Origin of the sequence: Streptomyces sp. NBC_00986 (assembly GCF_045162565.1) — a bacterium.
Taxonomy (GTDB): domain Bacteria; phylum Actinomycetota; class Actinomycetes; order Streptomycetales; family Streptomycetaceae; genus Streptomyces.
Window position 1 is genome coordinate 6,353,208 of record NZ_CP108733.1, and the last position, 22,963, is coordinate 6,376,170.

18 protein-coding genes, 1 tRNA gene and 1 pseudogene are annotated in these 22,963 nt (G+C 70.6%); 11 read left to right on the top strand and 9 right to left on the bottom strand.

Annotated features, from left to right (window positions below; all coding sequences use genetic code 11):
* Positions 1 to 13: 13 nt before the first annotated feature.
* Positions 14 to 364, bottom strand: a complete 351-nt coding sequence (locus OG504_RS28360) for a metallopeptidase family protein (RefSeq protein WP_033285124.1) — start codon at positions 362 to 364, stop codon at positions 14 to 16.
* A gap of 40 nt (positions 365 to 404) precedes the next feature.
* Positions 405 to 1,349, bottom strand: a complete 945-nt coding sequence (locus OG504_RS28365; RefSeq protein WP_405992331.1) for an LLM class flavin-dependent oxidoreductase — start codon at positions 1,347 to 1,349, stop codon at positions 405 to 407.
* An 85-nt stretch (positions 1,350 to 1,434) separates the two neighbouring features.
* Between OG504_RS28365 and OG504_RS28370 the strand changes: the two genes are divergently transcribed.
* Positions 1,435 to 2,193, top strand: a complete 759-nt coding sequence (locus OG504_RS28370) for a helix-turn-helix domain-containing protein (RefSeq protein WP_405992332.1) — start codon at positions 1,435 to 1,437, stop codon at positions 2,191 to 2,193.
* On the opposite strand, the gene OG504_RS28375 is transcribed toward OG504_RS28370, so the two are convergent.
* The gene (locus OG504_RS28375; protein ID WP_405992333.1) at positions 2,172 to 2,594 is read right to left on the bottom strand and encodes a hypothetical protein; all 423 of its coding nucleotides are present in this window, start codon (positions 2,592 to 2,594) and stop codon (positions 2,172 to 2,174) included. The genes OG504_RS28370 and OG504_RS28375 overlap by 22 nt on opposite strands.
* 177 nt (positions 2,595 to 2,771) lie before the next feature.
* On the opposite strand from OG504_RS28375, the gene OG504_RS28380 reads away from it, so the two are divergent.
* The 5 genes from OG504_RS28380 (at position 2,772) to OG504_RS28400 (ending at position 10,844) form a co-directional block, all read left to right on the top strand.
* Positions 2,772 to 3,281: a hypothetical protein gene (locus OG504_RS28380; protein ID WP_405992334.1), complete on the top strand. Its 510-nt coding sequence runs from the start codon at positions 2,772 to 2,774 to the stop codon at positions 3,279 to 3,281.
* Positions 3,282 to 3,501: 220 nt separating this feature from the next.
* On the top strand, positions 3,502 to 5,724 hold the full coding sequence (locus tag OG504_RS28385; protein WP_405992335.1) for a DEAD/DEAH box helicase: 2,223 nt from the start codon (positions 3,502 to 3,504) through the stop codon (positions 5,722 to 5,724).
* A 182-nt stretch (positions 5,725 to 5,906) separates the two neighbouring features.
* Positions 5,907 to 8,987: an FG-GAP-like repeat-containing protein gene (locus OG504_RS28390; protein WP_405992336.1), complete on the top strand. Its 3,081-nt coding sequence runs from the start codon at positions 5,907 to 5,909 to the stop codon at positions 8,985 to 8,987.
* A gap of 93 nt (positions 8,988 to 9,080) precedes the next feature.
* Positions 9,081 to 10,640, top strand: a complete 1,560-nt coding sequence (locus tag OG504_RS28395) for an amino acid permease (protein WP_405992337.1) — start codon at positions 9,081 to 9,083, stop codon at positions 10,638 to 10,640.
* 131 nt (positions 10,641 to 10,771) lie between these two features.
* Positions 10,772 to 10,844: transfer RNA gene (locus OG504_RS28400), tRNA-Lys, on the top strand.
* Positions 10,845 to 10,995: 151 nt separating this feature from the next.
* On the opposite strand, the pseudogene OG504_RS28405 reads toward OG504_RS28400, so the two are convergent.
* A pseudogene (locus tag OG504_RS28405) lies at positions 10,996 to 11,094 on the bottom strand (flavoprotein); the annotation flags it as partial.
* Positions 11,095 to 11,413: 319 nt separating this feature from the next.
* Here OG504_RS28405 and OG504_RS28410 point away from each other — a divergent pair.
* The 3 genes from OG504_RS28410 to OG504_RS28420 are packed head-to-tail and all read left to right on the top strand — an operon-like array spanning position 11,414 to position 13,608.
* On the top strand, positions 11,414 to 12,682 hold the full coding sequence (locus OG504_RS28410) for a serine hydrolase (protein WP_405992338.1): 1,269 nt from the start codon (positions 11,414 to 11,416) through the stop codon (positions 12,680 to 12,682).
* A 36-nt stretch (positions 12,683 to 12,718) separates the two neighbouring features.
* Positions 12,719 to 13,126 carry a hypothetical protein gene (locus tag OG504_RS28415; RefSeq protein WP_405992339.1) on the top strand — a complete coding sequence of 136 codons (408 nt, stop codon included), beginning with the start codon at positions 12,719 to 12,721 and terminating at the stop codon, positions 13,124 to 13,126.
* A 35-nt stretch (positions 13,127 to 13,161) separates the two neighbouring features.
* A complete protein-coding gene (locus OG504_RS28420) occupies positions 13,162 to 13,608 on the top strand; it encodes an NUDIX domain-containing protein (RefSeq protein ID WP_405992340.1) in 447 nt (148 codons plus the stop codon).
* Positions 13,609 to 13,621: 13 nt separating this feature from the next.
* Here OG504_RS28420 and OG504_RS28425 read toward each other — a convergent pair whose 3' ends face one another.
* The 5 genes from OG504_RS28425 to OG504_RS28445 all read right to left on the bottom strand — a co-directional run bounded on the left by OG504_RS28425 (position 13,622) and on the right by OG504_RS28445 (position 20,212).
* Positions 13,622 to 15,301 carry a carboxylesterase/lipase family protein gene (locus OG504_RS28425; RefSeq protein ID WP_405992341.1) on the bottom strand — a complete coding sequence of 560 codons (1,680 nt, stop codon included), beginning with the start codon at positions 15,299 to 15,301 and terminating at the stop codon, positions 13,622 to 13,624.
* Between the two features lie 154 nt (positions 15,302 to 15,455).
* Positions 15,456 to 16,409, bottom strand: coding sequence for an SGNH/GDSL hydrolase family protein (locus OG504_RS28430; RefSeq protein ID WP_405992342.1), 954 nt, complete (start codon positions 16,407 to 16,409; stop codon positions 15,456 to 15,458).
* Between the two features lie 170 nt (positions 16,410 to 16,579).
* Positions 16,580 to 18,799, bottom strand: coding sequence for an MMPL family transporter (locus tag OG504_RS28435; protein WP_405992343.1), 2,220 nt, complete (start codon positions 18,797 to 18,799; stop codon positions 16,580 to 16,582).
* A gap of 157 nt (positions 18,800 to 18,956) precedes the next feature.
* Positions 18,957 to 19,598 carry a GTP cyclohydrolase II gene (gene ribA / locus OG504_RS28440; protein ID WP_405992344.1) on the bottom strand — a complete coding sequence of 214 codons (642 nt, stop codon included), beginning with the start codon at positions 19,596 to 19,598 and terminating at the stop codon, positions 18,957 to 18,959.
* Positions 19,599 to 19,714: 116 nt separating this feature from the next.
* The gene (locus OG504_RS28445) at positions 19,715 to 20,212 is read right to left on the bottom strand and encodes a MarR family winged helix-turn-helix transcriptional regulator (protein ID WP_405992345.1); all 498 of its coding nucleotides are present in this window, start codon (positions 20,210 to 20,212) and stop codon (positions 19,715 to 19,717) included.
* Positions 20,213 to 20,305: 93 nt separating this feature from the next.
* Here OG504_RS28445 and OG504_RS28450 point away from each other — a divergent pair, with 93 nt between their 5' ends.
* Both OG504_RS28450 and OG504_RS28455 read left to right on the top strand, forming a co-directional pair.
* Positions 20,306 to 21,436, top strand: coding sequence for a dihydrofolate reductase family protein (locus OG504_RS28450; RefSeq protein WP_405992346.1), 1,131 nt, complete (start codon positions 20,306 to 20,308; stop codon positions 21,434 to 21,436).
* 310 nt (positions 21,437 to 21,746) lie between these two features.
* Entirely contained in the window at positions 21,747 to 22,949 is a 1,203-nt protein-coding gene (locus OG504_RS28455; protein ID WP_405992347.1) for an IS110 family transposase, read from the top strand.
* Positions 22,950 to 22,963: the final 14 nt, after the last annotated feature.

The window sequence follows — 22,963 nt, forward strand, 5'->3', positions numbered from 1 at the left end:
GTATGCGGGTGGGTCAGCCCCAGCCCAGTTCGTGCAGCCGCTCGTCCTCGATGCCGAAGTGGTGGGCGACTTCGTGGACGACGGTGACGGCGACCTCGTGGACCACGTCCTCCGTGGTCGCGCAGTAGCGCAGGGTCGGGCCCATGTAGATCGAGATCCGGTCGGGCAGGACGCCGGCGTACCACTCGCCGCGCTCGGTGAGCGGGGTCCCCTCGTAGAGGCCGAGCAGCTCGGGGTCGGACGGGTCGGGTTCGTCCTCGACGAACACGGCCACGTTGTCCATGACCCGCGTCAGCTCCGGCGGGATCCGGTCCAGGGCCTCACTCACCAGCTCTTCGAACGCCTCGCGTGTCATTTCCAGCACACGCCCATTGTCGGGGACGAACGCGGGTTCGGGGCGGCGGTCACGCGTGCAGGTCGGGAATCAGGGCGGCTGTGCGTTCCATCTGCTCGCGCTGGGCGGGCAGGTCCAGGGCGGCCGGGCGGATGACCAGGTGCCGGGCGCCGGCCGTGACGTACCGGTTCAGACGGTCGGTGACCTGCTCGGCGGTGCCGGTCACGACGGCCTGGATCTTCTTCAGTTCCGGGAGGGGCATGCCGTAGGCGGCGCGGGCGTAGTCGTCCGTCGCCCGGTGCGCTGTGTCCTCGTCGGCCCCGTCGATTCGTACGGTGACGAAGAGTGCCGGGGTGATGGCCTCGGGGGTGCGGCCCGCCGCGGCTGCGGCCTCGTGGATGTCGTGCAGGCCGGTCGCGTAGTCGGCGGGGTCGGGCGGGTAGGGGAGCCAGCCGTCGTAGAGGCGGCCGGTGCGGGTGCGGGCCGTGGGGGTGGCGCCACCGAGCCAGATGGGTGGGCCGGCGGGGCGGTACGGCCGTAGGGAGGGCGGGAGGTCGGGGAAGTGGTGGAACTCGCCGTGGAAGGAGTCGGCGCCCTGCCACAGCGCCCGCCAGAGTTCGACCGTCTCGTCGAGGCGGGCGAAGCGGCGGGGCCAGGGGACCTCCGAGAGGTCGTAGAGGGGGCGGCCGAAGCGGCCGGGGTAGCCCGCGCCGACCGCCAGCATGAGGCGGCCGCCGGAGAGGAGGTCGATCGACGCGAGGGACTGGGCGGCCTGGACCGGACGGCGGAGGAAGGGGAGCAGGGCGCCGGTGCCGAGGGTTGCCGTCTCGGTGGTCGCGGCCAGGGCGGCGAGCATCGTGAGGGCTTCGATGCGGGGGGTGATCAGGGAGTCGTTCACGAAGAGGGAGGTGAAGCCGAGGTGTTCGGCGGTGCGGGCGAGGGCGATCAGGTCGCGCGGGTCGTCGTCCTTGGCCCACTGGGCGGTTCCGGTCGGGAGCAGTACGCCGATGTCCATGCGGTCGATGGTCGGCGGGGGTGGGTATCGGCTCAATTCCCGGTGGGGAATGGCCGGTTGGGACGGGGGGTCGTAGAACTGGGGCGTGGACTTCTGTCGGGTGTTGCGTGAGTGCCGTACGGATCGCCGGTTCAGTCAGCTGGAGTTGGCGCTGCGGGCCGGGACCACGCAGCGGCATGTGAGTTTCGTCGAGTCGGGGCGGTCGGTGCCGGGGCGGGAGTTGGTCGTGCGGCTGGCGGAGGCGCTCGAACTGCCGTTGCGGGAGCGGAACGAGCTGTTGCTCGCCGCCGGGTACGCGCCGGTGTACGCGGAGAGTCCGCTGGACGGGCCGGTGCTGGCTCCGGTGCGGGAGGCGATCGGGCACATCCTGCGGGGGCATCTGCCGTATCCCGCGGTGGTGGTGGACCGGGGTGGTCGACTGGTCGCCGCGAACGACGCGTTCGGGGTGATCACCGAGGGGGTCGCGGCCGAGCTGCTGGGGCCGGGGGCGAGTGTGTACCGACTCGCCCTGCATCCGGACGGGTTGGCGCCCCGGATCATCAATCTCGCGGAGTGGGCGCGGCACATCCTGGCCCGATTGGGGCAGTTGGCGGAGCTGCGGGCCGAGCTAGCCGGGTATGTGCCCGAACTCGGGTCGGGGGAAGGACTGTTGGGGTTCGCTGTGCCGTTGCGGCTGCGGTCGTCGTACGGGGAGTTGCGGCTGATGACGACCGTGACGACCTTCGCCACCGCCGTGGACGTGACCCTCGCCGAGCTGAAACTGGAGGCGTTCCTGCCGGCGGACGCGGCGACGGCGGAGGCGTTGGCGGCCGCGGCAAGGGATCAGGCTCCGGGGAACATGTAGTCGGTGCGGATGCGGCCGTCGGGGTCGAGTACGAGCAACTCCAGGCCGCCGCCCACGACTTCGCCGCTGCCGACGGCCACCGTGTCCCAGTGGAACCGGACCACGCCGTCGAGGCGTACGGCGTCGGTGCGCGGCCGGAAGGTCAACTCGCCCTTCTCGACGAACCGTTCGTAGCTGCGGGCGACGCGGGTCTCGACGGCGTCGTAACCCTGGGCGCGCAGGGTCGGGCGGTCGAAGCCGAGGCCCGCGGCGATCTCGCGGATCTCGGCGGGCGGTTGGAGGACGTGCGTGCCGTCCGCCGCCCAGAGGCTCTCGATCGCCGCACGGCGCCGGGCGGCGTCCGGTTCGGTCCACTGGGCGATGTAACGCTCGGCCAGGTGCTGGGGGTCGGTCTCGGTCATCCGTGGCTCCTTCGGACACTCCGGTCGGTTCGCGGTCGATCGTGCGGCGGGCGTCGGGAAGGGGCAATTCCCGGCCAGGAATGGGCGACGTGGGTGCGGCGCGTGTCTTCCGGTGGGCGGCGGGAGTTGAGAGGGGGACTCCCTTTTTCCGCCCTCGGAGGTGGCCCCGTGCGCCCCATGTACGTACCCGTCCGTCTGGCCGCAGCGGTCGCCGTCGTCGCCGCTGCCGCCGGCTGTATGAGCGTGGGCGACGACGCGGGCGGCGGTGCCAAGCCCTCGCACTCCGCCGGGCAGCACGCCGGTGAGGCGCCGGACGGTGGTTCGGGGGTGCCGGGGGGCGGGATCGGGTTCGGCGGGTCGGCGGGGGACGGGAAGCACGGGCACGGGAAGCCCAAGCCGGGGGAGTCCGCCTCGGGTTCGGCCTCGCCGTCCGCGCCGGGGGGTGCGGCGAGTCCGACCGCCACCAAGGCGCCCAGACCGGGTACGAGCCCGAAGCCGGGGGCGCCGAGCACGGCCGCGCCGCAGCCGACCCCGACGCGGACTCCCCCGCCCGCCGACCCGTCGCCGAGCCCGCCGCCGCCGTCCGTCGAGCCGACCGTCGCGGAGCCCTCGTCCTCGGCCCACGAGGACCCCGTACCGCAGCTGATGGACCGGGAACCGGCGCCGGCGGCCGGGTCGCCGGCGTAGCGACGGGTGTGACGCACGTCAATCCGAGCCGGTTTGCGTTGGGGGGTGGTAGGTGCGTAAGGTGGTAGATCGTTTGATCCCATTGCCCGGCGCCACTGTAGAGCGCGCCGTGTGGCGCGTACTCTCCCTTGCCGTGGCGGACCGCATTGAGGCGGTCGATAGCGAATCACGGAGTTGACGGGCGCGTGCCGACGGATACTCCGGAAGGTTTCGCATTCGCATGTCCATTTCCAGTACTGATCACATCGTCATGCCCGAGAACGAGAACGAGGGCGACGAGACGGCCGTAGAGGCCACCACCGAAGCGGCCCCCGAGGTCACCTTCGCGTCCCTCGGTCTCCCCGAGGGCATCGTGCGCAAGCTCGCGCAGAACGGTGTGACAGCCCCCTTCCCGATCCAGGCGGCGACCATCCCGGACGCCCTGGCCGGCAAGGACATCCTCGGCCGTGGCCGCACCGGCTCCGGCAAGACCCTCTCGTTCGGTCTGCCGCTGCTCGCGACGCTGTCCGGCGGCCGCACCGAGAAGAAGCGCCCGCGCGGCATCATCCTCACCCCGACCCGCGAGCTCGCGATGCAGGTGGCGGACGCCCTGCAGCCCTACGGCGACGTCCTCGGCCTGAAGATGAAGGTCGTCTGCGGCGGTACGTCCATGGGCAACCAGATCTACGCCCTTGAGCGGGGCGTGGATGTGCTGGTCGCCACTCCCGGCCGCCTGCGCGACATCATCAACCGCGGCGCCTGCTCCCTCGAGGACGTGCGGATCGCGGTCCTCGACGAGGCCGACCAGATGTCCGACCTGGGCTTCCTGCCCGAGGTCACCGAGCTGCTCGACCAGATCCCGGCCGGCGGCCAGCGCATGCTGTTCTCCGCGACCATGGAGAACGAGATCTCCACCCTGGTCAAGCGCTACCTCAAGGACCAGGTCACGCACGAGGTCGACAGCGCGCAGGGCAACGTCACGACGATGTCCCACCACATCCTCATCGTGAAGCCCAAGGACAAGGCGCCGGTCACCGCCGCGATCGCCTCCCGCAAGGGCCGCACGATCATCTTCGTCCGCACCCAGCTGGGCGCCGACCGCATCGCCGAGCAGCTGCGCGAGTCCGGCGTGAAGGCCGACGCGCTGCACGGCGGCATGACGCAGGGCGCCCGCACGCGGACCCTCGCGGACTTCAAGGAGGGCTACGTCAACGCGCTCGTCGCGACCGACGTCGCCGCCCGCGGTATCCACGTCGACGGCATCGACCTGGTCCTGAACGTGGACCCGGCCGGCGACCACAAGGACTACCTGCACCGCGCGGGCCGCACGGCGCGTGCCGGTCGTACGGGAACCGTCGTCTCCCTGTCCCTGCCGCACCAGCGCCGTCAGATCTTCCGGCTGATGGAGGACGCGGGCGTCGACGCCGGGCGTCACATCATCAACACCGGTACGGCCTTCGAGCCCGAGGTCGCCGAGATCACCGGCGCCCGTTCGATGACCGAGGTCCAGGCCCAGTCCGCGGGCGACGCCGCCCAGCAGGCCGAGCGCGAGGTCGCCCAGCTCACCAAGGAGCTGGAGCGGGCCACGCGCCGTGCCGCCGAGCTCCGCGAGGAGTCCGACCGCCTGATCGCCCGTGCCGCGCGCGAGCGGGGCGACGACCCGGAGACGGCGGTGGCCGAGGCCGCCGCTGTGGTCGAGGCCGCGGCCGCCGAGCAGTCGGCCGTCGCCGAGGCGCCGGTGCGCGAGGAGTCCTCCTACGACCGTCCGCGTCAGCAGCGTGACGACCGCGGCAACTACGAGCGCCGTGACCGTCGTGACGACCGCGGCGGCGACCGTGGCGGCCGTTCCTTCGACCGTCGTGACGAGCGCCCCTCGGGCGGCTTCCGTCGTGACGACCGCGGCGGCAACGACCGTGGCGGCCGTTCTTTCGACCGTGACCGTCGTGACGACCGTCCGTCCGGTGGCTTCCGCCGCGACGACCGCGGTGGCAACGACCGTCCCGCGTCCGGCGGCTTCCGCCGCGACGACCGTCCCTCGGGCGGCTTCAACAACGACCGTCGTGACGGCGACCGCGGTGGCCGTTCTTTCGACCGGCGTGACGAGCGTCCCTCGGGTGGCTTCCGCCGTGACGACCGCGGCGGCAGCAACGACCGCGGCGGCGACCGTGGCGGCCGTTCTTTCGACCGTGACCGTCGTGACGACCGTCCGTCCGGTGGTTTCCGTCGTGACGACCGCGGTGGCAACGACCGTCCCGCGTCCGGCGGCTTCCGCCGCGACGACCGTCCCGCGACCGGTCACCGGGGCAGCGACCGCCCGTTCAACCGTGACCGCCAGGGCGACCGCCCCGGCTTCCGCGCCGGCGGCCACGACCGCCCGGGCCACCGCGGCACGACCGGCACGGGCACCGGCACCGGTTCCTTCGGCCGCCGTGACGACAAGCCCCGCTGGAAGCGCAACGGCTGACGTCAAGTGACGTAGCAGAGCAGTGAGATGGCCCCCGCCCGGGTTCGGGCGGGGGCCATTTTTGCGCGCTTCAGGCTGTGTGCTGACTGTATGATCAGCCGACTTCTGTGGGGGATGTGACGGCTGGGGGCCGGGGGCGGCAGGCACGCCACGCATCCCTCTCTTTTCCGGGGGAGGACCTCTTGGCTCGCCATGTTTTCGTCGCCGTCGCCACCTCGGCCGTGCTCGCCGCCGGGCTGGGGCCGTTGCTGCCGGCGCCCGCGTTCGCGGTGGGTGCCGCGCAGGAGACGGTCGTACCGGCCACGGTGCGCAGCACGTACACCACGGCCTCGCTCTTCAACGCGGACACCCAGGGGGTCGACGCGGCGGGTACCAAGGGCGTCTTCCACTACCTGGAGGGCCACGCGGGGCTGGTGTGGACGCGCTACTCGGACGGCCGGTCCTTCGACGCGCCGTCGGTTCCGGTCGGCGTGATCACCCGGGGGACGGGCGGCGACGTTCTCTCCTATCGCTACAGCGACGGCCGGGTCGACCTGTGGGACGCGGTCGACGGCACGACCACCACCCTTCAGGTTCCCGCGGGCCAGACCCTCTACGGCGTCTACGGCGGCACGGCCGTCACCAACCAGGACGTCACGGCCGAGGACGGGACCGTCACCAAGGTCAAGCACCTGCTGACCCCGGGCCCCGACGGGACCACACGTGACGTGACCGTCGAGGGGGTGCCCGAGGGCATGACGCTCGCGGCCCCGCGCAACGGGGACGCCGCCGGGCTGCTCTTCCTCGCCTACTCGGACGACGGCTACCACTTCCTCGACGTCGATCCGGCGACCGGCCGGGTCGACGGCTCGACGCCCGCTCTGCCGACCGGTTACACGCTGAGCAAGATATCGCCCGAGCGTCTCGTGGCCTACCGCGGCTACAGCAGCACCACGGCACTCGTGTTCTCCCGCGCCGACCTGTCGGCCGCCCCGGTCGAGGTCACCCTGGACAGGGACAGCTCCGGCGACGGCCAGTCCGTCGGTCTCTCCGTGGTCGGTGACTGGATCGTCCACCGTCCCGGCACCGGTTCACATCTGACGGCTCTGCCGATCGCGGGCGGTGCCCCGGTCACCCTGATCGCCGCCTCGAACAGCGGTGTCTCCGTCGGCCCCGACGGCACCGCCGTCATCATCGGCCGCACCGGAGCCGACGACTGGGGCATCCAGCGCATCCAGGCGGGCCCCGACGGCAGGCCGGCCGTCACCCTCGTCAAGCCGCTGCCGAAACCGCCGTACAAGATCCAGGGAATCGCCCTGGAGCAGGGGCGGCTGACCGTCGCGGACGCCAGCTGGGGCGGGGTCCGCGACGACTACGTACGGACCGTCGCCGCGACCGGTACGCCCACGTTCGGTGCGCGGTCCTCGTACGACGGGACCGATCTGCTCGTCGGCAACTGCCCGGACACGGAGGTCGGCTGCTCGCAGCTGTACGGCACGGACGACAACCGTGCGCTCTGGCTGTCGAAGAACTCGGCCGACCACGACCGTCTCACCGTCAGCGGGTCCGGCCCGTACGACTACTGGGAGCGTCCGGTGCCCGCCGGCGGCCGGATCACCGACGTCTCCGGCCAGTACCTGATCCACACCACCGCGACCGCGCAGACCGTCTACCGGATCGGCAGCGACGGCACCCCGGCGCTCACCCGCACCCCCGGCGCCGCCGCCCTCTCCGGCGACACCCTGTGGAAGCCGGGCACCACCCCCGGCACCCTCACGGCGTACGACCTCACCACGAAGAAGACCACCGAGACCCTCACCACGGACGCCGACTGCGCACCCACCGAACTGCGGGCCAACGGCCGTTGGCTGTACTGGAGTTGCGCCGACGGCACGGCGGGCGTCTACGACCGTACGGCGCAGAGGTCCGTCCAAGTCCCCTCCGGTGACGCGGAGTTGGGCGACGGATTCGTCGTCACGCACGACAGGCAGGCCGGCCGGCTGGTCCTCACGACGGTCGCCGACGGCACACCCGTGAGCCGGGTGATCGGCGCGCTGCCCGACACCGGGGTCTCCCAGCGCGAGGTGCGCTGGACGGTCGACGAGTCGACCGGGAACGTGGCCTACGTCGACGACCAGGAGCGCGTGCACCTCGTACCGACCGGCGTGACCCAGCAGCCGCTGCGGCCGCTCGCCCCGGTCGACTCGGCGGCCGCGCTCGACGCGCGGGAGATCGACACGACACCGTCCACCCTCACCACCCTGCTGCTGTCGAAGCCGGCCGCGGGCTGGCGGCTGACCGTGCGCAGCCGGGCCACCGGCAAGGTCGTGGACACGCGGACCGGCGGTGAGACGCGCGGCGAGGTGAAGGTGGGCTGGTCCGGGACGGACGCCAAGGGGGCGTTCCTGACGAACGGGTCGTACGACTGGACGCTGTCCGTCACACCGGCCGACGGGGTCGGGGCCCCGGTGACGGCGAGCGGTACGGTCCGGCTGTTCGACGCCGCGCCGGCCCGCCACGACCACATCGGCGGCGACTCCGTCGGCGACCTGGTCACCCTCAGCTCCTCGGGCGCGCTGGCCTTCCGGCAGGGCTCGGGCAAGGGCACGTTCTCCTCCTCGGTCGGCGGCAGCACCGGCTGGACGACGGCCGACAAGGTGGTGTCGATCGGCGACCTGAGCGGGGACCGCTGCAACGACGTCCTGGTCCGGTTGAGGACCGGGGCGCTGCGGGCGTACAGGCCGACCTGCGACGGCACGCTGAAGACGTCGACGGCGTACACCTCGCTGGGCACCAGCGGCTGGAACCAGTACGACGTCCTCACCGCGCCCGGCGACATCAGCGGTGACGGCCGTCCGGACCTGATCGCGCGCAACACGTCGACGGGGACCGTGTACCTCTACAAGGGCACCAGCACCGGCAAGCTCTCCGCCCGCGTGAAGCTGTACGCCGACTGGAAGACGTACAAGAAGGTCGTCGGCGTCGGTGACATCAACGGCGACGGCATCGGCGACCTGATCGCCCAGGACAAGTCGAACACCGTGTACCGCTACTACGGCACCGGGAAGGGCACGTTCGGGGCGCGCGGGAAGCTGTTCGGCGCGTGGGGCGGGTCGTACAACGTGGTGGTCGGGGTCGGGGACATCACCGGGGACGGGAAGGCGGACCTGGTCGAGCGGGACTCGGTGGGCAACCTGTTCCGCAACAGCGGTGACGGGAGAGGGTCGTTCGGGCCGCGGGTGAAGATCTCGGGCGGGTGGAGCGGGTACAAGGGCGTCTTCTGATGTGACTCCCAGGGCGTTTTTTGGCCACATCGAGTCCTTATCGATTCCTTAAGTGGCGCATGTCACGCCCCCGGTGAGGGAATCGCTGGGGGCATGACAGATGACGCCATAGCGAGTGGGCTGTCAAAGGGAGATCACTCCGGTCTCTCGGACGAAGAACGGCTTGCCCAACTCGGCTACACGCAGGTTCTCGCCCGCCGCATGTCGGCGTTCTCCAACTACGCGGTCTCCTTCACGATCATCTCGGTCCTGTCGGGCTGCCTGACGCTGTATCTGTTCGGCATGAACACGGGCGGCCCGGCCGTCATCATGTGGGGCTGGGTCGCCGTAGGCCTGATGACGCTGTTCGTCGGCCTGTCGATGGCCGAGATCTGCTCGGCCTACCCGACGTCGGCGGGCCTGTACTTCTGGGCCCACCGCCTGGCGCCCCCGCGCACGGCGGCGGCCTGGGCGTGGTTCACGGGCTGGTTCAACGTCCTCGGCCAGGTCGCGGTGACCGCGGGCATCGACTTCGGGGCGGCGTCGTTCCTGGGCGCGTACCTGAACCTGCAGTTCGACTTCGAGGTGACGCCGGGCCGCACGGTGCTCCTGTTCGCCGGGATCCTGGTCCTGCACGGCCTCCTGAACACCTTCGGCGTGAAGATCGTCGCCATCCTCAACAACGTGAGCGTCTGGTGGCACGTGCTGGGCGTCGGCGTGATCGTAGGGGCTCTCACCTTCGTCCCCGACCACCACCAGTCGACGACGTTCGTCTTCACGAAGTTCGTGAACAACACGGGCTGGGGCAGCGGGGTGTACGTGGTCCTGCTGGGCCTCCTGATGGCGCAGTACACCTTCACCGGCTACGACGCCTCCGCCCACATGACGGAGGAGACCCACGACGCGTCGACGGCCGGCCCGAAGGGCATCGTCCGCTCCATCTGGACGTCGTGGATCGCGGGCTTCGTCCTGCTCCTGGGCTTCACGTACGCGATCCAGTCGTACAACGGGGAGTTGAAGTCGGCGACGGGCGCGCCCCCGGCCCAGATCCTCCTCGACGCCCTGGGAGCGACCTCGGGCAAGCTCCTGCTCCTGGTGGTGATCGGCGCGCAGCTGTTCTGCGGGATGGCGTCGGTGACGGCCAACAGCCGCATGATCTACGCCTTTTCACGCGACGGCGCGCTCCCGTTCTCGCGCGTCTGGCACACGGTGAGCCCGCGCACCCGGACGCCGGTGGCGGCGGTGTGGCTGGCGGCGGCGGGGGCGCTGGTGCTGGGCCTGCCGTACCTGATCAATGTCACGGCGTACGCGGCGGTGACGTCGATCGCGGTGATCGGCCTGTACATCGCGTACGTCATCCCGACCCTCCTACGGCTGGGCAAGGGGGACGACTTCCAGCGCGGGCCGTGGCATCTGGGCCGGTGGTCGCGGCTAATCGGCACGGTGTCGGTGGTGTGGGTGATCGTGATCACCGTGCTGTTCATGCTGCCGCAGGTGTCGCCGGTCACGTGGGAGTCCTTCAACTACGCGCCGGTAGCGGTGCTGGTGGTGCTGGGCTTCGCGGCGGCCTGGTGGTTCGCCTCGGCCCAGCACTGGTTCCTGAACCCGGAACACGCCCGCACGAAGGCACGGGAGGCGGCGCGGGCGGGGGCGCCCGAACCGGTGGATCCGTAACACTCCGGACCAGTCGGTCCCTCGTCCCGGCCCTTCTCGCACTCTGTTTCGCCGTCCGGCGCGGCCGTGTCCCCGATACCCGATCGGAGACACGGCCACCTCCCGCTATGCTCGGGGAGGCAACATCGCGAGGACCCTTAGCTCAATTGGCAGAGCAGTGGACTTTTAATCCATTGGTTGTGGGTTCGAGTCCCACAGGGTCTACCGGTGGTGGGCGGGGGATATCCCCTCTGACCTGCTGTGCAGCGTCCGTGTCGGCTTCGGCCGGCTCGGGCGCTGCTTTGTTTTCGGGGGCTTGCGTGCCCGAGTGCGCACGGTGCGGCATGGGCTGACGCCGGCGTCACGGTCACGTGGGCGGTCTGGGCGGTCTGGGGTGGCCGGTCCGTGCCTCGACCGCCTCCGCGTCGAGGAAGCCGAGTCCTTGCGGGGTGGCGACGACACCGACGTCCCAGTGCGGGCTGTGCGTCCATCAGGCTCTCTCCACAGGGGTTGTACGTTCAGGCTCGCAGGGGCGGGTGAGGCCTCCCCGGATCCTGTGCTTGCCGGTCTGTCGCGGTCGAGGTGAAGAGAGGGTGCGCCAGGTTCTCGCGGGCCGCCCGCGCCGGGCCGACCCCGGTACGACGATCGGCGATCTTCCCGCAACCGGAACGTGTATCGCGGACGTATCGAAAATCGCATAGGCCCCCGCAACAGTCCACCGTCTTCAGTGGAGGTCCGAACTGCCTTGTGTCAAAGGTCAGTTCGTCCATCGGGAACGGGAAAGGACTGTGCGCATGGACTCGGATTCCGTACGCGGTGTCGGCCGGCGGAGGCTGCTCGGGTGGAGCGGGCTGGCGGCCGTCGGCGGGGTGGCGGGCGCGTCGCTGGTGGGCGCCCAGCCCGGTTACGCCGCCGACGCCGGTTTCGTCGCCCGGGCCCGTCACGCCGGCCAGGCCTCGACAGACCCGATCCCGTCGGACACCCGGCCCGGCGGCGCCTACGACCGGTACGTGGCGAAGCTGGCCTCCGAGGGCAGGTTCTCCGGCGTGGTGCTGTTGTCGCACCGGGGCCGGACGGTGCTGTCCCGCAGCTACGGCATGGCCGACGAGGAGAAGGGGATCGCCAACCACGAGGGCGTCGCGTTCAGCCTCGGCTCGGCGGGCAAGCCGTTCGGCACGGTGGCCATGTTGCAGTTGGCGCAGCAGGGCAAGGTGAAGCTGTCGGACCCGGTGGGCACCCATCTGAAGGGCCTCGCCAAGGAGGTCGCCGAGCAGGTGACCGTCCACCACCTGCTGTCCGGCACCTCCGGGCTGGACGTCGCGGACGACGACGTACAACGGGTCTTCCGGAGCCGGGACGAGGTGCACGCGTACTACGAGCAGCGGGCCCGGCAGGCGAGACTCGTGGGCATCCCGGGCGTTCCCGACACCGACCACGAGGAGGCGGAGGTCACCCTCTCCGCGCTGATCGTGGAGGCCGTGAGCGGTCGGTCGTACTGGGACTATGTGCAGGAGAACGTCTTCGCGCGCTGCGGCATGACCGGCTCGGGGTTCTACGCGCGGCCGCAGTGGCTCACCGACGGGCACATCGCGCACCCGTACATGGAACTGGCCGACGGCAGCGTGGTGGACGCCGTCCGCAACCTGGACAGGAGCAGCCCGGACCCGAACGTCCTCGGCAAGAATCCGGGCCGCGCCTTCATCGACGCCCCCGGGGACGGCGGTTTCGCCACCGCGCCGGATCTGGTCCGGTTCGCGCACGCGCTGGCCGACGGCACGGTGCTGGACCGGCCCTGGGCCGACGTGCTCACCGCCGCCAGGATCCCCCATGGACCGGCGTCGTTCGGGGCGTACGGAATTCCGGTCTCCATCGTCGGCGGCCAGTGGATGTACCAGCGCGCCGGCGGCAACCCCGGCGTCGGCGCCAACTGGGACATCTACCCGGACACCGGCTGGGTCGGCGTCATCCTCGGCAACCGCGACGGCGTGCCGCTCCAGGAGATGATCGGCCAGGAGACGCAGGCCATCACCGGGGCCCCGGCCGACGGGGGATCGGGGGGCTGAGCCACCGGGGATTCCCCTATACCCGGCCGGTGTCGTGTGCGGGACCTGGCCGACGCCGAGCCCGTCCTCGAACTCCGCGCCACGCAGGCGATGCAATGGCCTCAGCCTCGGCGAGCGGCGCCGTCCCCGCCGATACGACGTCTACGGCACCGCCGGCTGTCAGGGCTTCGAGGACGGGCTCGGCGGTGCCGCCGCCCTTCCCGGTGGGGGCGCCGTTCCGTACGGCGGCTCACCGAACTCCCGCCCGAGATCGGACACCTGCACCGGCTGACCACCCTGGACCTCGGTCACTTCGACCTGCGAAGCAATCGCCTCACCCTGCTGCCGGACTGGGTGCCGGCCATGCCGTCGCTGGAGGAACTGGACCTGCGCTGGAACGACTGTGACCCGCCCCCGGCGCTGCTGACGGAGTTGGAGCGGCGCGGGGTTGTCGTCCTCCGGTGAGGATCGTCCGGGAGGAGCGTGCTTTCCTCTTCTCCATGACTCTGCTCGTCGCCGCCGTCATCGTCCACGACAAGGCCGAAGGCCGAGTCCTCCTCCTCCAGCGCGGTGAGTACGCCAAGTTCGGCCGCGGGATGTGGGATCTCCCCGTGGGCAAGAACGAACCCGGCGAGCCCGTCACCGAGACCGCCGCGCGCGAGCTGTACGAGGAGACCGGGATCGTTGTGGAGGCCAAGTCCCTGAAGGTCGTCCATGTCATCCATGCCGCCCACGGGGTCGAGGCGCCCAGCGGGTTCCTCACCGTCGTCTTCGCCGCCGACGAGTGGACCGGTGAAGCCGAGAACCGCGAACCCCTCAAGCACGCCCAGGTCCGCTGGGTCCAAGTCGACGCCGTGCCAGAGGAGTTCGTGAGAGGCAACCGGCTCGCCCTTCAGCAGTACCTCGACGGCGTCGAACCGCAGCTGCGTCTGTACGGTTGGGCGTGAGCGGCTGTCGGCCTCAGTACTCCGTCCCCTGCGCCTCCAAGTACCCCTTCAAGAACGCGTACTTGGCGTCCGTGTCCGCCGCGGGCAACGGTGCGAAATGGTCGCCCAACTCCATCGACACCGGCCTCGACGTGCGCAACGCCGGCCATGTCGGCAGCCCGTGGCCGTTCGGATTGCCCGTGGCCACGAAGTTCGCGACGTACGACGACGTCCGGTCGGCTGTCGCGTGGTCCGCGGACGTCCACGGGCGGTCCGTGCCGTACAGGTTGCCGAAGAAGTAGTACTTCTCGGCGCCGTGGTAGGCGCCGACGCCGTCCGCCGGTTCGATCGGGTTGGTGGTGTCGTGGCCCGGGGGGACGTGGGTCCACCAGTAGGCGTAGACGGGGCTGCGGTTGGCGGCCGTCAGCCGGAATTGGGTGCCCCAGAGGAACGTGGAGACCCGTTCCTCGTCGCGGGCGTAGTTGTTGTACTGGGCTGCCGCCTCCGCGTCCGTGGTGGCGGGGTAGAGGGCGAGGAAGCCGGCTGCCCTGTCGCCGAACGTCGTTGCCGCGTACGCCTCGTACGCCGCGACCGTCATCGTCAGTGTCGGGGACGCGCCGTTCTCGTCCTTGTTGTTGCCGGTGAGGACCGGGATGTCGTACTCCGTACGGGACTTCATCGCGGCCGTGTACGACTCCGGCAGGACATAGCCGTCCAGGACGTTGCCGAAGCTCGTGCCCGCCGCCGGGGCGCCCTGGGCGTACACCTTGGTCACGATCTCGTCGGCCGTCAGCGCGCGCAGGTCGGACAGCGAGGACGCGCCCATGTACGTCGCGAACGCTGTGCCGTTGGCCTCCGCCGCCGCCAACTCCGCGTAGCCGCCCGCCACATGGCCCAGTGCCGGGTCCTTGGTGTACTGCACGCCCGCCGACAGGACGGCCCGGTGGAACAGGCCCCGCGCCAGCTTCGAGATCATCAGGATGTTCACGAACGACGAGCCGTGCGACCAGCCCGCCAGCGTCACCCGCTCCGGATCGCCCCCGAACGCGGCGATGTTGCGGCGGATCCACTTCAGCGCCGCCACCGTGTCCTGCACACCCCAGTTCCCGGAACCACCGTGCCCGCCCTCCGAACTCAGCGCCGGATGCGCGAGGTTGCCGAAGGCGCCCACGCGGTGGTTGTACGTCACCACGACCGCGCCCTTGGCCGCCAGGTTCGCCCCGTCGTACACCGGCTGCGAGGCCCACATGGCGCTGTTGCGGCCGCCGTAGATCCAGACGAAGACCGGGCGGAGGTCCCGGGAGGATGTCGAACTGCCCGTTCCTGTCCAGATGTTGAGGTTCAGGCAGTCCTCGCTCAGCGGGGGGACCTTGTCGGCGGTGATGCCCGTGACCGGCTGGGGGCAGGCCGCACCCCAGGTGTCGGCCTTGCGGATGCCCTGCCAGGAGGCGGGGGGTCGCGGCGCGCGCCAGCGGTTCTCGCCCGCGGTGGAGGCGGCGTACGGGATGCCCTTGTAGAGGGTGACGCCGGGGAGGGCGGCGGGGACCCCTGTGACCTGGCCGGACTGGGTTCTGACCGGGTGGCTCGCGTCGTTGTGCGGGGTGGCTGACGCGGGGGCGGGGGGCAGGGTGCTCAGCAGGGCCGCGCCGGCCGTGACGCCTGCCGTGCGGCCGAGGAAGGCGCGGCGGCCGGCACCGGTGGGGGAGGAGTTCACTGTGTCTCCCGATCACTTGAGGACGAGTCGAGTCGCCTCATGCTGTGCCGGGGCTACCGGGACGGCCTAGGGAGTTGTCGTGACTCACAGTGTCCACGGGTGCAACTTAGGTTGCGGACTCGCGGGTTGACACCTCGGATCGTGAACGACCGTCCTACAGCGCCGACTTGACCGTGCGCAGCACCGCGTCCGCCATGCCCCGCTCACCCCGCGCGTTCGGATGCACCGGCGCCGCCGGGCTCTCCGGTACGAGCGGCTCGATCCAGCGGGTGTCCTTCGTCGCGCAGGCGTTGTGGTCGGCGGAGGGCGTGTACGTGTCGACGTAGCCGGCCCCTGCCTCCGAAGCACGTTGGCGGAGCATGGTGTTGAGCTGTTGCTCCTTCTCGCGGAGGAAGGTCACGTCGCCCGGTGCGAGGGACATCTCCCGGCCGCAGTCGGCGCTGTCGGCCGGCAGGATCGCCGGGTACGAGACGACGTAGACCCGGGCCTCGGGGGCGCGGCGCCTGACCTCGGTCAGGACCCGGGTGAGGCGTTCGCCCGTCGTGGCGATCTTCTTCTCCACGGCGTCCAAGTCGCCCCTGACGTAGTTCCGTTCGCAGGGCGCGTTCTCGGGGAGGTACTTGCCGCTGCCCGTCATCTCGTACAGCGCGCCCATCGCCACGCACCGTTTGATCATCGAGCTGAAGTCGATGTCGTTGCCGCCGATGCCGACGGTGACCAGGCGGGTGGTCGACGAAAGTGCCCTGAGCTGGGGGGAGTTGGTGCCGTCGTTCGTGTGCTGCGAACCCGTGAGGTCGGCGGTCGTGGCGCCGCTGCAGCTCACGTCGCGGAAGTCGCCGCCCTTCAGGCCGAGTTCGGCTGCCACGAGGGCCGGGTAGTTTCCGGCGGAGCGGTCGCAGCCCGCGGGGGTGCCGGTGGGGTCGGTGATGCCGGGGCCCGCGGTGTAGGAGTCGCCGAGGGCCACGTACGGGCCCTTGGACTGGGCCGAGTAGGCGATGCCGGTGTGGCTGTCGTCGTGGCCGTCGCCGTCGCGGGTGACCAGGACGACGGTGAGCAGGGTGCCGCAGGCGAGGAGCCCGGCCACGCCGGCCTGCACTGAGGTTTTCATCGAAGTGCCCTCTCTGGTGGGCGAGTTGGTGAGGTGTGGACGTCCGCGGGCCCGGCGACGGGCGGGGGGAGTGCCCCGTCGCCGGGCCCGGGACTTGCGCCGGTCCCCGTCCCCACGGGATCCGGCACCGCGAGGCCGCCTCCGCTCTTGGCGGCCCCGGTCTGGGGGAGTCAGGGGACGGGAGTGAGCCGGGCGGTGGGTGTGTCGGCGGTCGGCGCCGGGACCTTGCGGCTCAGGGCCTCGCCCTCGACGTCCATGCGGGGGAGGAGGCGGTCCAGCCAACTCGGCAGGTACCAGGCCTTGTTGCCCAGCAGGGAGAGGATCGCGGGCACGATCGCCATCCGGACGACGAACGCGTCGAACAGGACCGCGATGGCCAGCCCGAAGCCGATCATCTTGATCATCGAGGCGCCCGCGCCGATGAAGCCCGAGAACACCGCCATCATGATCAGTGCGGCGGCCACGACCACCCGTGCGCTGTGCCGGAATCCGGAGACGATCGCCTGACCCGGCCCGTCCCCGTGGACGTACGCCTCGCGCATCCGGGAGACCAGGAACACCTCGTAGTCCATGGCGAGGCCGAAGACGATGCCCACCAGGAAGATCGGCATCAGGCTCATGATCGGGCCGGTCTGGTCGACGCCCAACAGTGAGGCCCCGTGGCCCTGTTGGAAGACCGCGACGACCGCGCCGAGCGCCGCGAGCACGGAGAGCAGGAAGCCGAGCGCCGCCTTCAGCGGCACGAGGAGGGAACGGAAGACCAGGAGCAGGAGGACGATCGCCAGGCCGACCACCAACGCCAGGTACGGAATCAGCGCGTCCTGGACCTTCTGTGCCACGTCGATGTTCAGCGCGGTGGTGCCGGTGACCTCGAAGCTCGCGCCGGATGAGCCGGACTCGATACCGGACCGTTCGTCGCGGATCGTCTGGACGAGCTGCTTCGTCTTCTCGTCGGTGGGACTGGTGGCGGGGGTCGCGCTGAACACCGCTGTGTCGCCTGCCGAGTTGAAGCGGGCCGGTGAGACCGAGACCACCCCGTCCGTGGCCGCGATCTCCTTCGAGATCGTCGCTACGGCGCTCTTCGCGTCGTCCGCCTTCTTCGCGTCCACGACGATGGTCAGGGGGCCGTTGAAGCCGGGGCCGAAGCCCTGCGCGAGGTCGTCGTAGGCGCGGCGTTCGGTGGTGGCCGTGGACTTGGCCTCGTCGCCGGGCATGCCGAGCTGGAGGTTGAGGGCCGGGAGGGCCATCGCGCCGAGGCCCACGACGCCGAGCAGCAGGACCGGGATCGGGCGGCGGACGACAAGCCGGGCCCAACGGCTGCCCCCGTTCTCGCCGTTGGTGTCGCCCCGCCCGGCCTTGGCCTTGCCCTTCCGTTCGCGGCGGGAGAGGACGGCGTTCGGCCAGAAGCCGAGGACGGCCGGGACCAGGGTGAGGGAGATCAGGACCGACAGGAGGACCGCGCCCGCCGCCGCCAGGCCCATCTTCGTCAGCATCGGGATGCCAACCACCGACAGACCGGCCAGGGCGATGACAACGGTCAGTCCGGCGAACACCACTGCCGAACCCGCCGTGCCGGCCGCAAGTCCCGCCGCTTCGCGGGGCGCGTGGCCCTTCGCCCGCTCCTCCCGATAGCGGGAGACGACGAACAGCGCGTAGTCGATACCGCAGGCGAGGCCCAGCATCGTGGCCAGCGTGCCCGTGGTCTCGGAGAGGCCGAAGGCGCTGCCCAGGGCGAGGACCGCGGACATGCTGATGCCGACGCCCAGGATCGCGGTGAGGAGGGGCAGGCCGGCCGCGGCCAGCGAACCGAAGGTGATGAGCAGGACCACGGCCGCTATCGCGATGCCGATCGCCTCGGCGCTGCCGCCGGCGGCGGGCTGGGTGGCGAGGGCGTCGCCGCCGACCTCGACGGTCAGGCCCGCTTTCTGGGCCGTGTCGATGGCCCGTTCCAGGTGGGTCTTGGCGGCGTCGGTGAGGTCGTCGGCCTTCACCTTGAAGGTGACGGTGGAGTACGCCGTCGACGCGTCCTTGCTCACCGCCTTCGCGGCGAACGGGTCGACGGCGGAGGCGACTTGGGAACCGTCGGCCGCCTCCGTGACCAGCTTCTCGATCGCCGCCCTGTTCTCGGTCGCGGTGACCTTCTCGCCGTTCGGGGCGACGAAGACGATCCGGGCGTTCGCGCCGTCCGCCGCGGTGCCGGGGAAGCGCTGCTCCAGCAGGTCGAAGGCGCGCTGCGACTCGATGCCGGGCATCGTGAAGCCGTCGTCCGGAGTGGCCGGGGCCTTGGCGGCGGCGAAACCGACGGCGCCGAGGACCGCCACCCACAACAGGGTGACGAACCAGCGCCACCGGAAGGCCGTACGGCCCAAGCGATAAAGGAGAGTTGCCATGGCTGGGGAAGGCCTCCACGTCGGCGGTCGGTCGAGATCCGGATCAGGTGAGTGATCGTGGTCTCAAGCCTTCCGTCGCCCGCTCTGCGGCACGAGGGAGTGCCCTCCCGAATGAATGGTGTAGCCCGCTACACCATCGCCGCGCGGCTCAGCCCCTTCAGCCCGCGTTCAGCTCCGTCAACTGGCCCAGCGGCAGTGTGTGTTGGGTCTGGAGGACCTTCGCGCGTAGATACCGGACGTTGTGCGGGGTGGTGAAGACGCCGGTCGGGACGCGGTCGTGCACGTCGATGCCGAGACCGCGCAACTGGTCGGCCTTGTCGGGGTTGTTGGAGAGCAGGTCCAGGGACGTGGTCCCGAGGGCGGTGAGCATCTGCGCGGCGGCCGTGTAGTCACGGGCGTCCTCGGGCAGGCCCAGCGCGGTGTTCGCGGCGTACGTGTCGAGGCCCTGGTCCTGGAGGGCGTACGCGTCGAGCTTGTTGTAGAGGCCGATGCCGCGGCCCTCCTGGCGCAGGTAGAGCAGGACACCGCCGCGCTCGGCGATGCGCTCGACCGCCTCGCGCAGCTGGGGTCCGCAGTCGCAGCGGGCGGAGCCGAAGACGTCGCCGGTGAGGCACTCGGAGTGCAGCCGGACCAGCGGGGTGGTGCCGGGGGCGGGGTCGCCGAGGACGACCGCCACGTGTTCCTGGCCGTCGGTCAGGCCGTGGAAGGTGACGAGTTCGGCGTCGACGCCGTAGCCGTCCTGGAAGCGCAGCGGAACCCGGACGCGGGCACGCGGGGTGGCGGCGGGGAAGTCGGGCATGCGGGTCTCCGTGGTCCGGCGGCAGGTACGCGGATGTGCTTCAGTTTTGAAACACATCCACGATCACGGAGACTACCTCATGCTTGAAATTTGAAGCAACAGAATTGTGTGACGGGTCACGAACAGGAAGGAGTGGAGCGGCGGCGCCACGGCACGTCCTCCGGCTCCTCCAGCGCCCGCGCGATCCCCGCGCTGATCTCCTCCAGCTGCCCCACCTGCTCCGGGGTGAGGTGATCGAAGATCGCGGCACGTACGGTCTCGACATGGCCCGGCGCCGTACGCTCCAGCACCTCCATCCCCGCGTCGGTCAGGATCGCGGTGCTGCCCCGCTTGTCCGACGGACACCCCTCCCGCCGCACCAGACCGTCCTTCTCCAGCCGGGTCACGGCGTACGTCAGCCGGCTCCGGGTGATCTTCGACTTCTCGGCGAGGTCGGTCATCCGCAGCCGGCGGTCCGGCACCTCGGAGAGGTTGGCGAGGATGGAGTAGTACAGGTGGGGCATGCCGGCCTCCTGCTGGAGCTGCCGGTCGATCGCGTCCTCCAGGAGGTGCGTCGCGGCGATGTACGCGCGCCAGGCGCGCTGCTCCTCGGCGGTGAGCCAGCGGGTCGTCATGCCCCCAGTGTAGTTTTGTTTCAAACTTGAACCAAGCCCCGCCGTTCCACCCAGCCCCGCCATCCTCACGAGCAATGACCCGGGAGCGCGTCGATGCCCCACCCGTACGTCCTGTTGTCCGCCGCCGTGTCCCTCGACGGCCACCTCGACGACACCGGCCCCGACCGGCTGCTCCTCTCCAGCCCGGCCGACTTCGACCGCGTCGACGAGGTCCGGGCATCGGTCGACGCGATCCTCATCGGCGCCGGAACGATCCGCGCGGACAACCCGCGTCTCCTGGTCAACTCCCATGACCGCAGGGCGAGTCGAGTCGCCGCAGGCAAGCCGGAATACCCCCTCAAGGTCACGGTCACCGGCTCCGGAGACCTGGACCCGAAGGCCAACTTCTGGCACACGGGCGGCGGAAAGCTGGTCTGTACGACGGACAGGGGCGCGGAACGAGTACGCGAACTGGGCCTGGCGGCGGACGTCGTGGCCCTCGGCCCGGACCTCGACTGGCGCGCCCTTCTTGAACACCTGCACGCGGTAAGGGGAGTTGACCGCCTGATGGTCGAGGGCGGCGGCACGATCCACACCCAACTCCTCCAGCAGGGCCTGGCCGACGAACTCCAACTCGTCCTGTCCCCCCTGTTCGTAGGCGACGACAAGGCCCCCCGCCTCTTCGGCCCGGGCGCATATCAGCCCGGCCGCCTGCGTCTCGTCGAGACCCGCCCCATCGAGGACGTCGTCCTCATGCGCTACGAACCCACCGCCCCCGGCACCGGCGACCTCCCCTCCGCCGCCGACCACCACTGGCTCGCCCTCGCCTGCGACCTGGCGGCGGACTGCCCGCCCTCGGAGACGGCGTTCAGCGTCGGCGCGGTGGTGGTGTCGGACGACGGTACGGAGCTGTCCCGGGGTCACTCCCGCGAGGCGGGCGACCCGGTGGTCCACGCGGAGGAGGCGGCGCTGGCGAAGATCGACCCGGCGGACCCCCGACTCCCCACGGCCACCGTCTACACCAGCCTCGAACCCTGCACCCACCGCGCCTCCCGCCCCAAGCCCTGCGCCCGGCTGATCCTCGACGCGGGTGTGCGGAGAGTGGTGACCGCTTGGCGCGAGCCGGACACGTTCGTGGCGGGGGCGGACGGGAGCGGGATGTTGGCGGCGCGGGGGGTGACCGTGGTCGTACTCCGGAAGTACGAGGAGCGAGCGAAGGCACCGAACGGGCATCTGCTGGGCTGACCTGGGACACCTTCCCCGGAGAAGTGTGACACTTCCGCGAAAAGTGTCACACTTTTTCGGGACACCTACCTCCCCATTACCGTCTTCGTAGCCCCGCAATGGGGTTACCGGCCTTCGGAGTTGGCATGACTACCTCCCCTTGTCGAGTGCATGGCCCGGGGGGTGGTGTCACCAGCTCCGAAGGCACTGACAGACCGCTGATTAGGGGCATGACCACCGGCCTTTCCGCAGGTCGGGAGGCTCTTCGTAATGTGGATGTGGCGATCAGTGCCGTGGCAGGCCGGGTGAACAGCACCGAAGGAACCACGACGTGATCGATACCAGCGACATCGACGTCTACCTCGGACTGGACGTCGGCAAGGGCGAGCACCACGCCACCGCACTCACCCCGGCCGGGAAGAAGACCTTCGACAAGCGGCTGCCCAACAGCGAACCCAAACTCCGCGAGGTCTTCGCCAGGCTGCAGGCCAAACACGGCACCGTCCTCGTCATCGTCGACCAGGTCGCCTCCATCGGCGCCCTGCCGCTGACCGTCGCCCGGGACCTGGGCTGCCACGTCGCCTACCTGCCCGGCCTGACCATGCGGCGGATCGCCGACCTCTACCCCGGCGAGGCCAAGACCGACGCGAAGGACGCGTTCATCATCGCCGACGCGGCCCGGGCGATGCCGCACACGCTGCGCTCGGTCGACCTCGACGACGAGACGATCGCCGAGCTGTCGATGATCGTCGGGTTCGACGACGACCTCGCCGCGGAAGCGACCCGTCTGTCGAACCGGCTGCGGGGCCTGTTCACCCAGATCCACCCGCACCTGGAACGGGTCCTGGGCCCGCGCATGCAGCACCCGGCCGTGCTCAGGTTGCTGGATCAGTTCGGCTCGCCGGCACAGATCCGCAAGGCCGGACGCCGACGACTCATCGCACTGATCCGTCCGAAGGCGCCCCGCATGGCCGAGCGGCTGATCGACGACGTCTTCACCGCACTCGACGAGCAGACCGTCGTCGTTCCGGGCACGGATGCGGCCGCACTGATCGTCCCCAGCCTCGCCTCCTCGCTCCAGGCAGTGCTCGACCAGCGCAAACTGCTGGCTCACCGGATCGAGGAACTACTGGAGGCCCACCCTCTTTCCCAGGTCCTGATGTCCATGCCCGGCATCGGCATCAGGACCGGCGCCCGCATCCTCATCGACGTCGGCGACGGCACCTCGTTTCCGTCCGCCGCCCACCTCGCCGCCTATGCCGGCCTCGCCCCGGCGACCCGAAGTTCCGGGTCCTCCATCCGCGGCGAACAACCTTCGCGGAGAGGAAACAAGCAGCTCAAGCGAGCCTTCTTCCTCTCGGCGTTCGCCGCGCTGGCCGACCCGGCCTCCCGCACCTACTACGACAAGAAGATCGCCCAGGGAAAGCACCACACCCAGGCCATCCTCTGCCTCGCCCGCCGCCGAGCCGACGTCCTCTTCGCGATGCTCCGCGACGGCACCTTCTACCAACCACCAACCCCGATCACCCCTTGACCGAAGTCATAGGG

Bases quoted from the DNA above. Each gene is read 5' to 3' on its own strand.
- ribA (WP_405992344.1), bottom strand. From the start codon at position 19,598: ATGCCCGACTTCCCCGCCGCCACCCCGCGTGCCCGCGTCCGGGTTCCG.
- OG504_RS28435 (WP_405992343.1), bottom strand. From the start codon at position 18,799: ATGGCAACTCTCCTTTATCGCTTGGGCCGTACGGCCTTCCGGTGGCGC.
- OG504_RS28410 (WP_405992338.1), top strand. From the start codon at position 11,414: ATGGACTCGGATTCCGTACGCGGTGTCGGCCGGCGGAGGCTGCTCGGG.
- OG504_RS28420 (WP_405992340.1), top strand. From the start codon at position 13,162: ATGACTCTGCTCGTCGCCGCCGTCATCGTCCACGACAAGGCCGAAGGC.
- OG504_RS28365 (WP_405992331.1), bottom strand. From the start codon at position 1,349: ATGGACATCGGCGTACTGCTCCCGACCGGAACCGCCCAGTGGGCCAAG.
- OG504_RS28445 (WP_405992345.1), bottom strand. From the start codon at position 20,212: ATGACGACCCGCTGGCTCACCGCCGAGGAGCAGCGCGCCTGGCGCGCG.
- OG504_RS28380 (WP_405992334.1), top strand. From the start codon at position 2,772: ATGTACGTACCCGTCCGTCTGGCCGCAGCGGTCGCCGTCGTCGCCGCT.
- OG504_RS28395 (WP_405992337.1), top strand. From the start codon at position 9,081: ATGACAGATGACGCCATAGCGAGTGGGCTGTCAAAGGGAGATCACTCC.
- OG504_RS28375 (WP_405992333.1), bottom strand. From the start codon at position 2,594: ATGACCGAGACCGACCCCCAGCACCTGGCCGAGCGTTACATCGCCCAG.
- OG504_RS28430 (WP_405992342.1), bottom strand. From the start codon at position 16,409: ATGAAAACCTCAGTGCAGGCCGGCGTGGCCGGGCTCCTCGCCTGCGGC.
- OG504_RS28385 (WP_405992335.1), top strand. From the start codon at position 3,502: ATGTCCATTTCCAGTACTGATCACATCGTCATGCCCGAGAACGAGAAC.
- OG504_RS28450 (WP_405992346.1), top strand. From the start codon at position 20,306: ATGCCCCACCCGTACGTCCTGTTGTCCGCCGCCGTGTCCCTCGACGGC.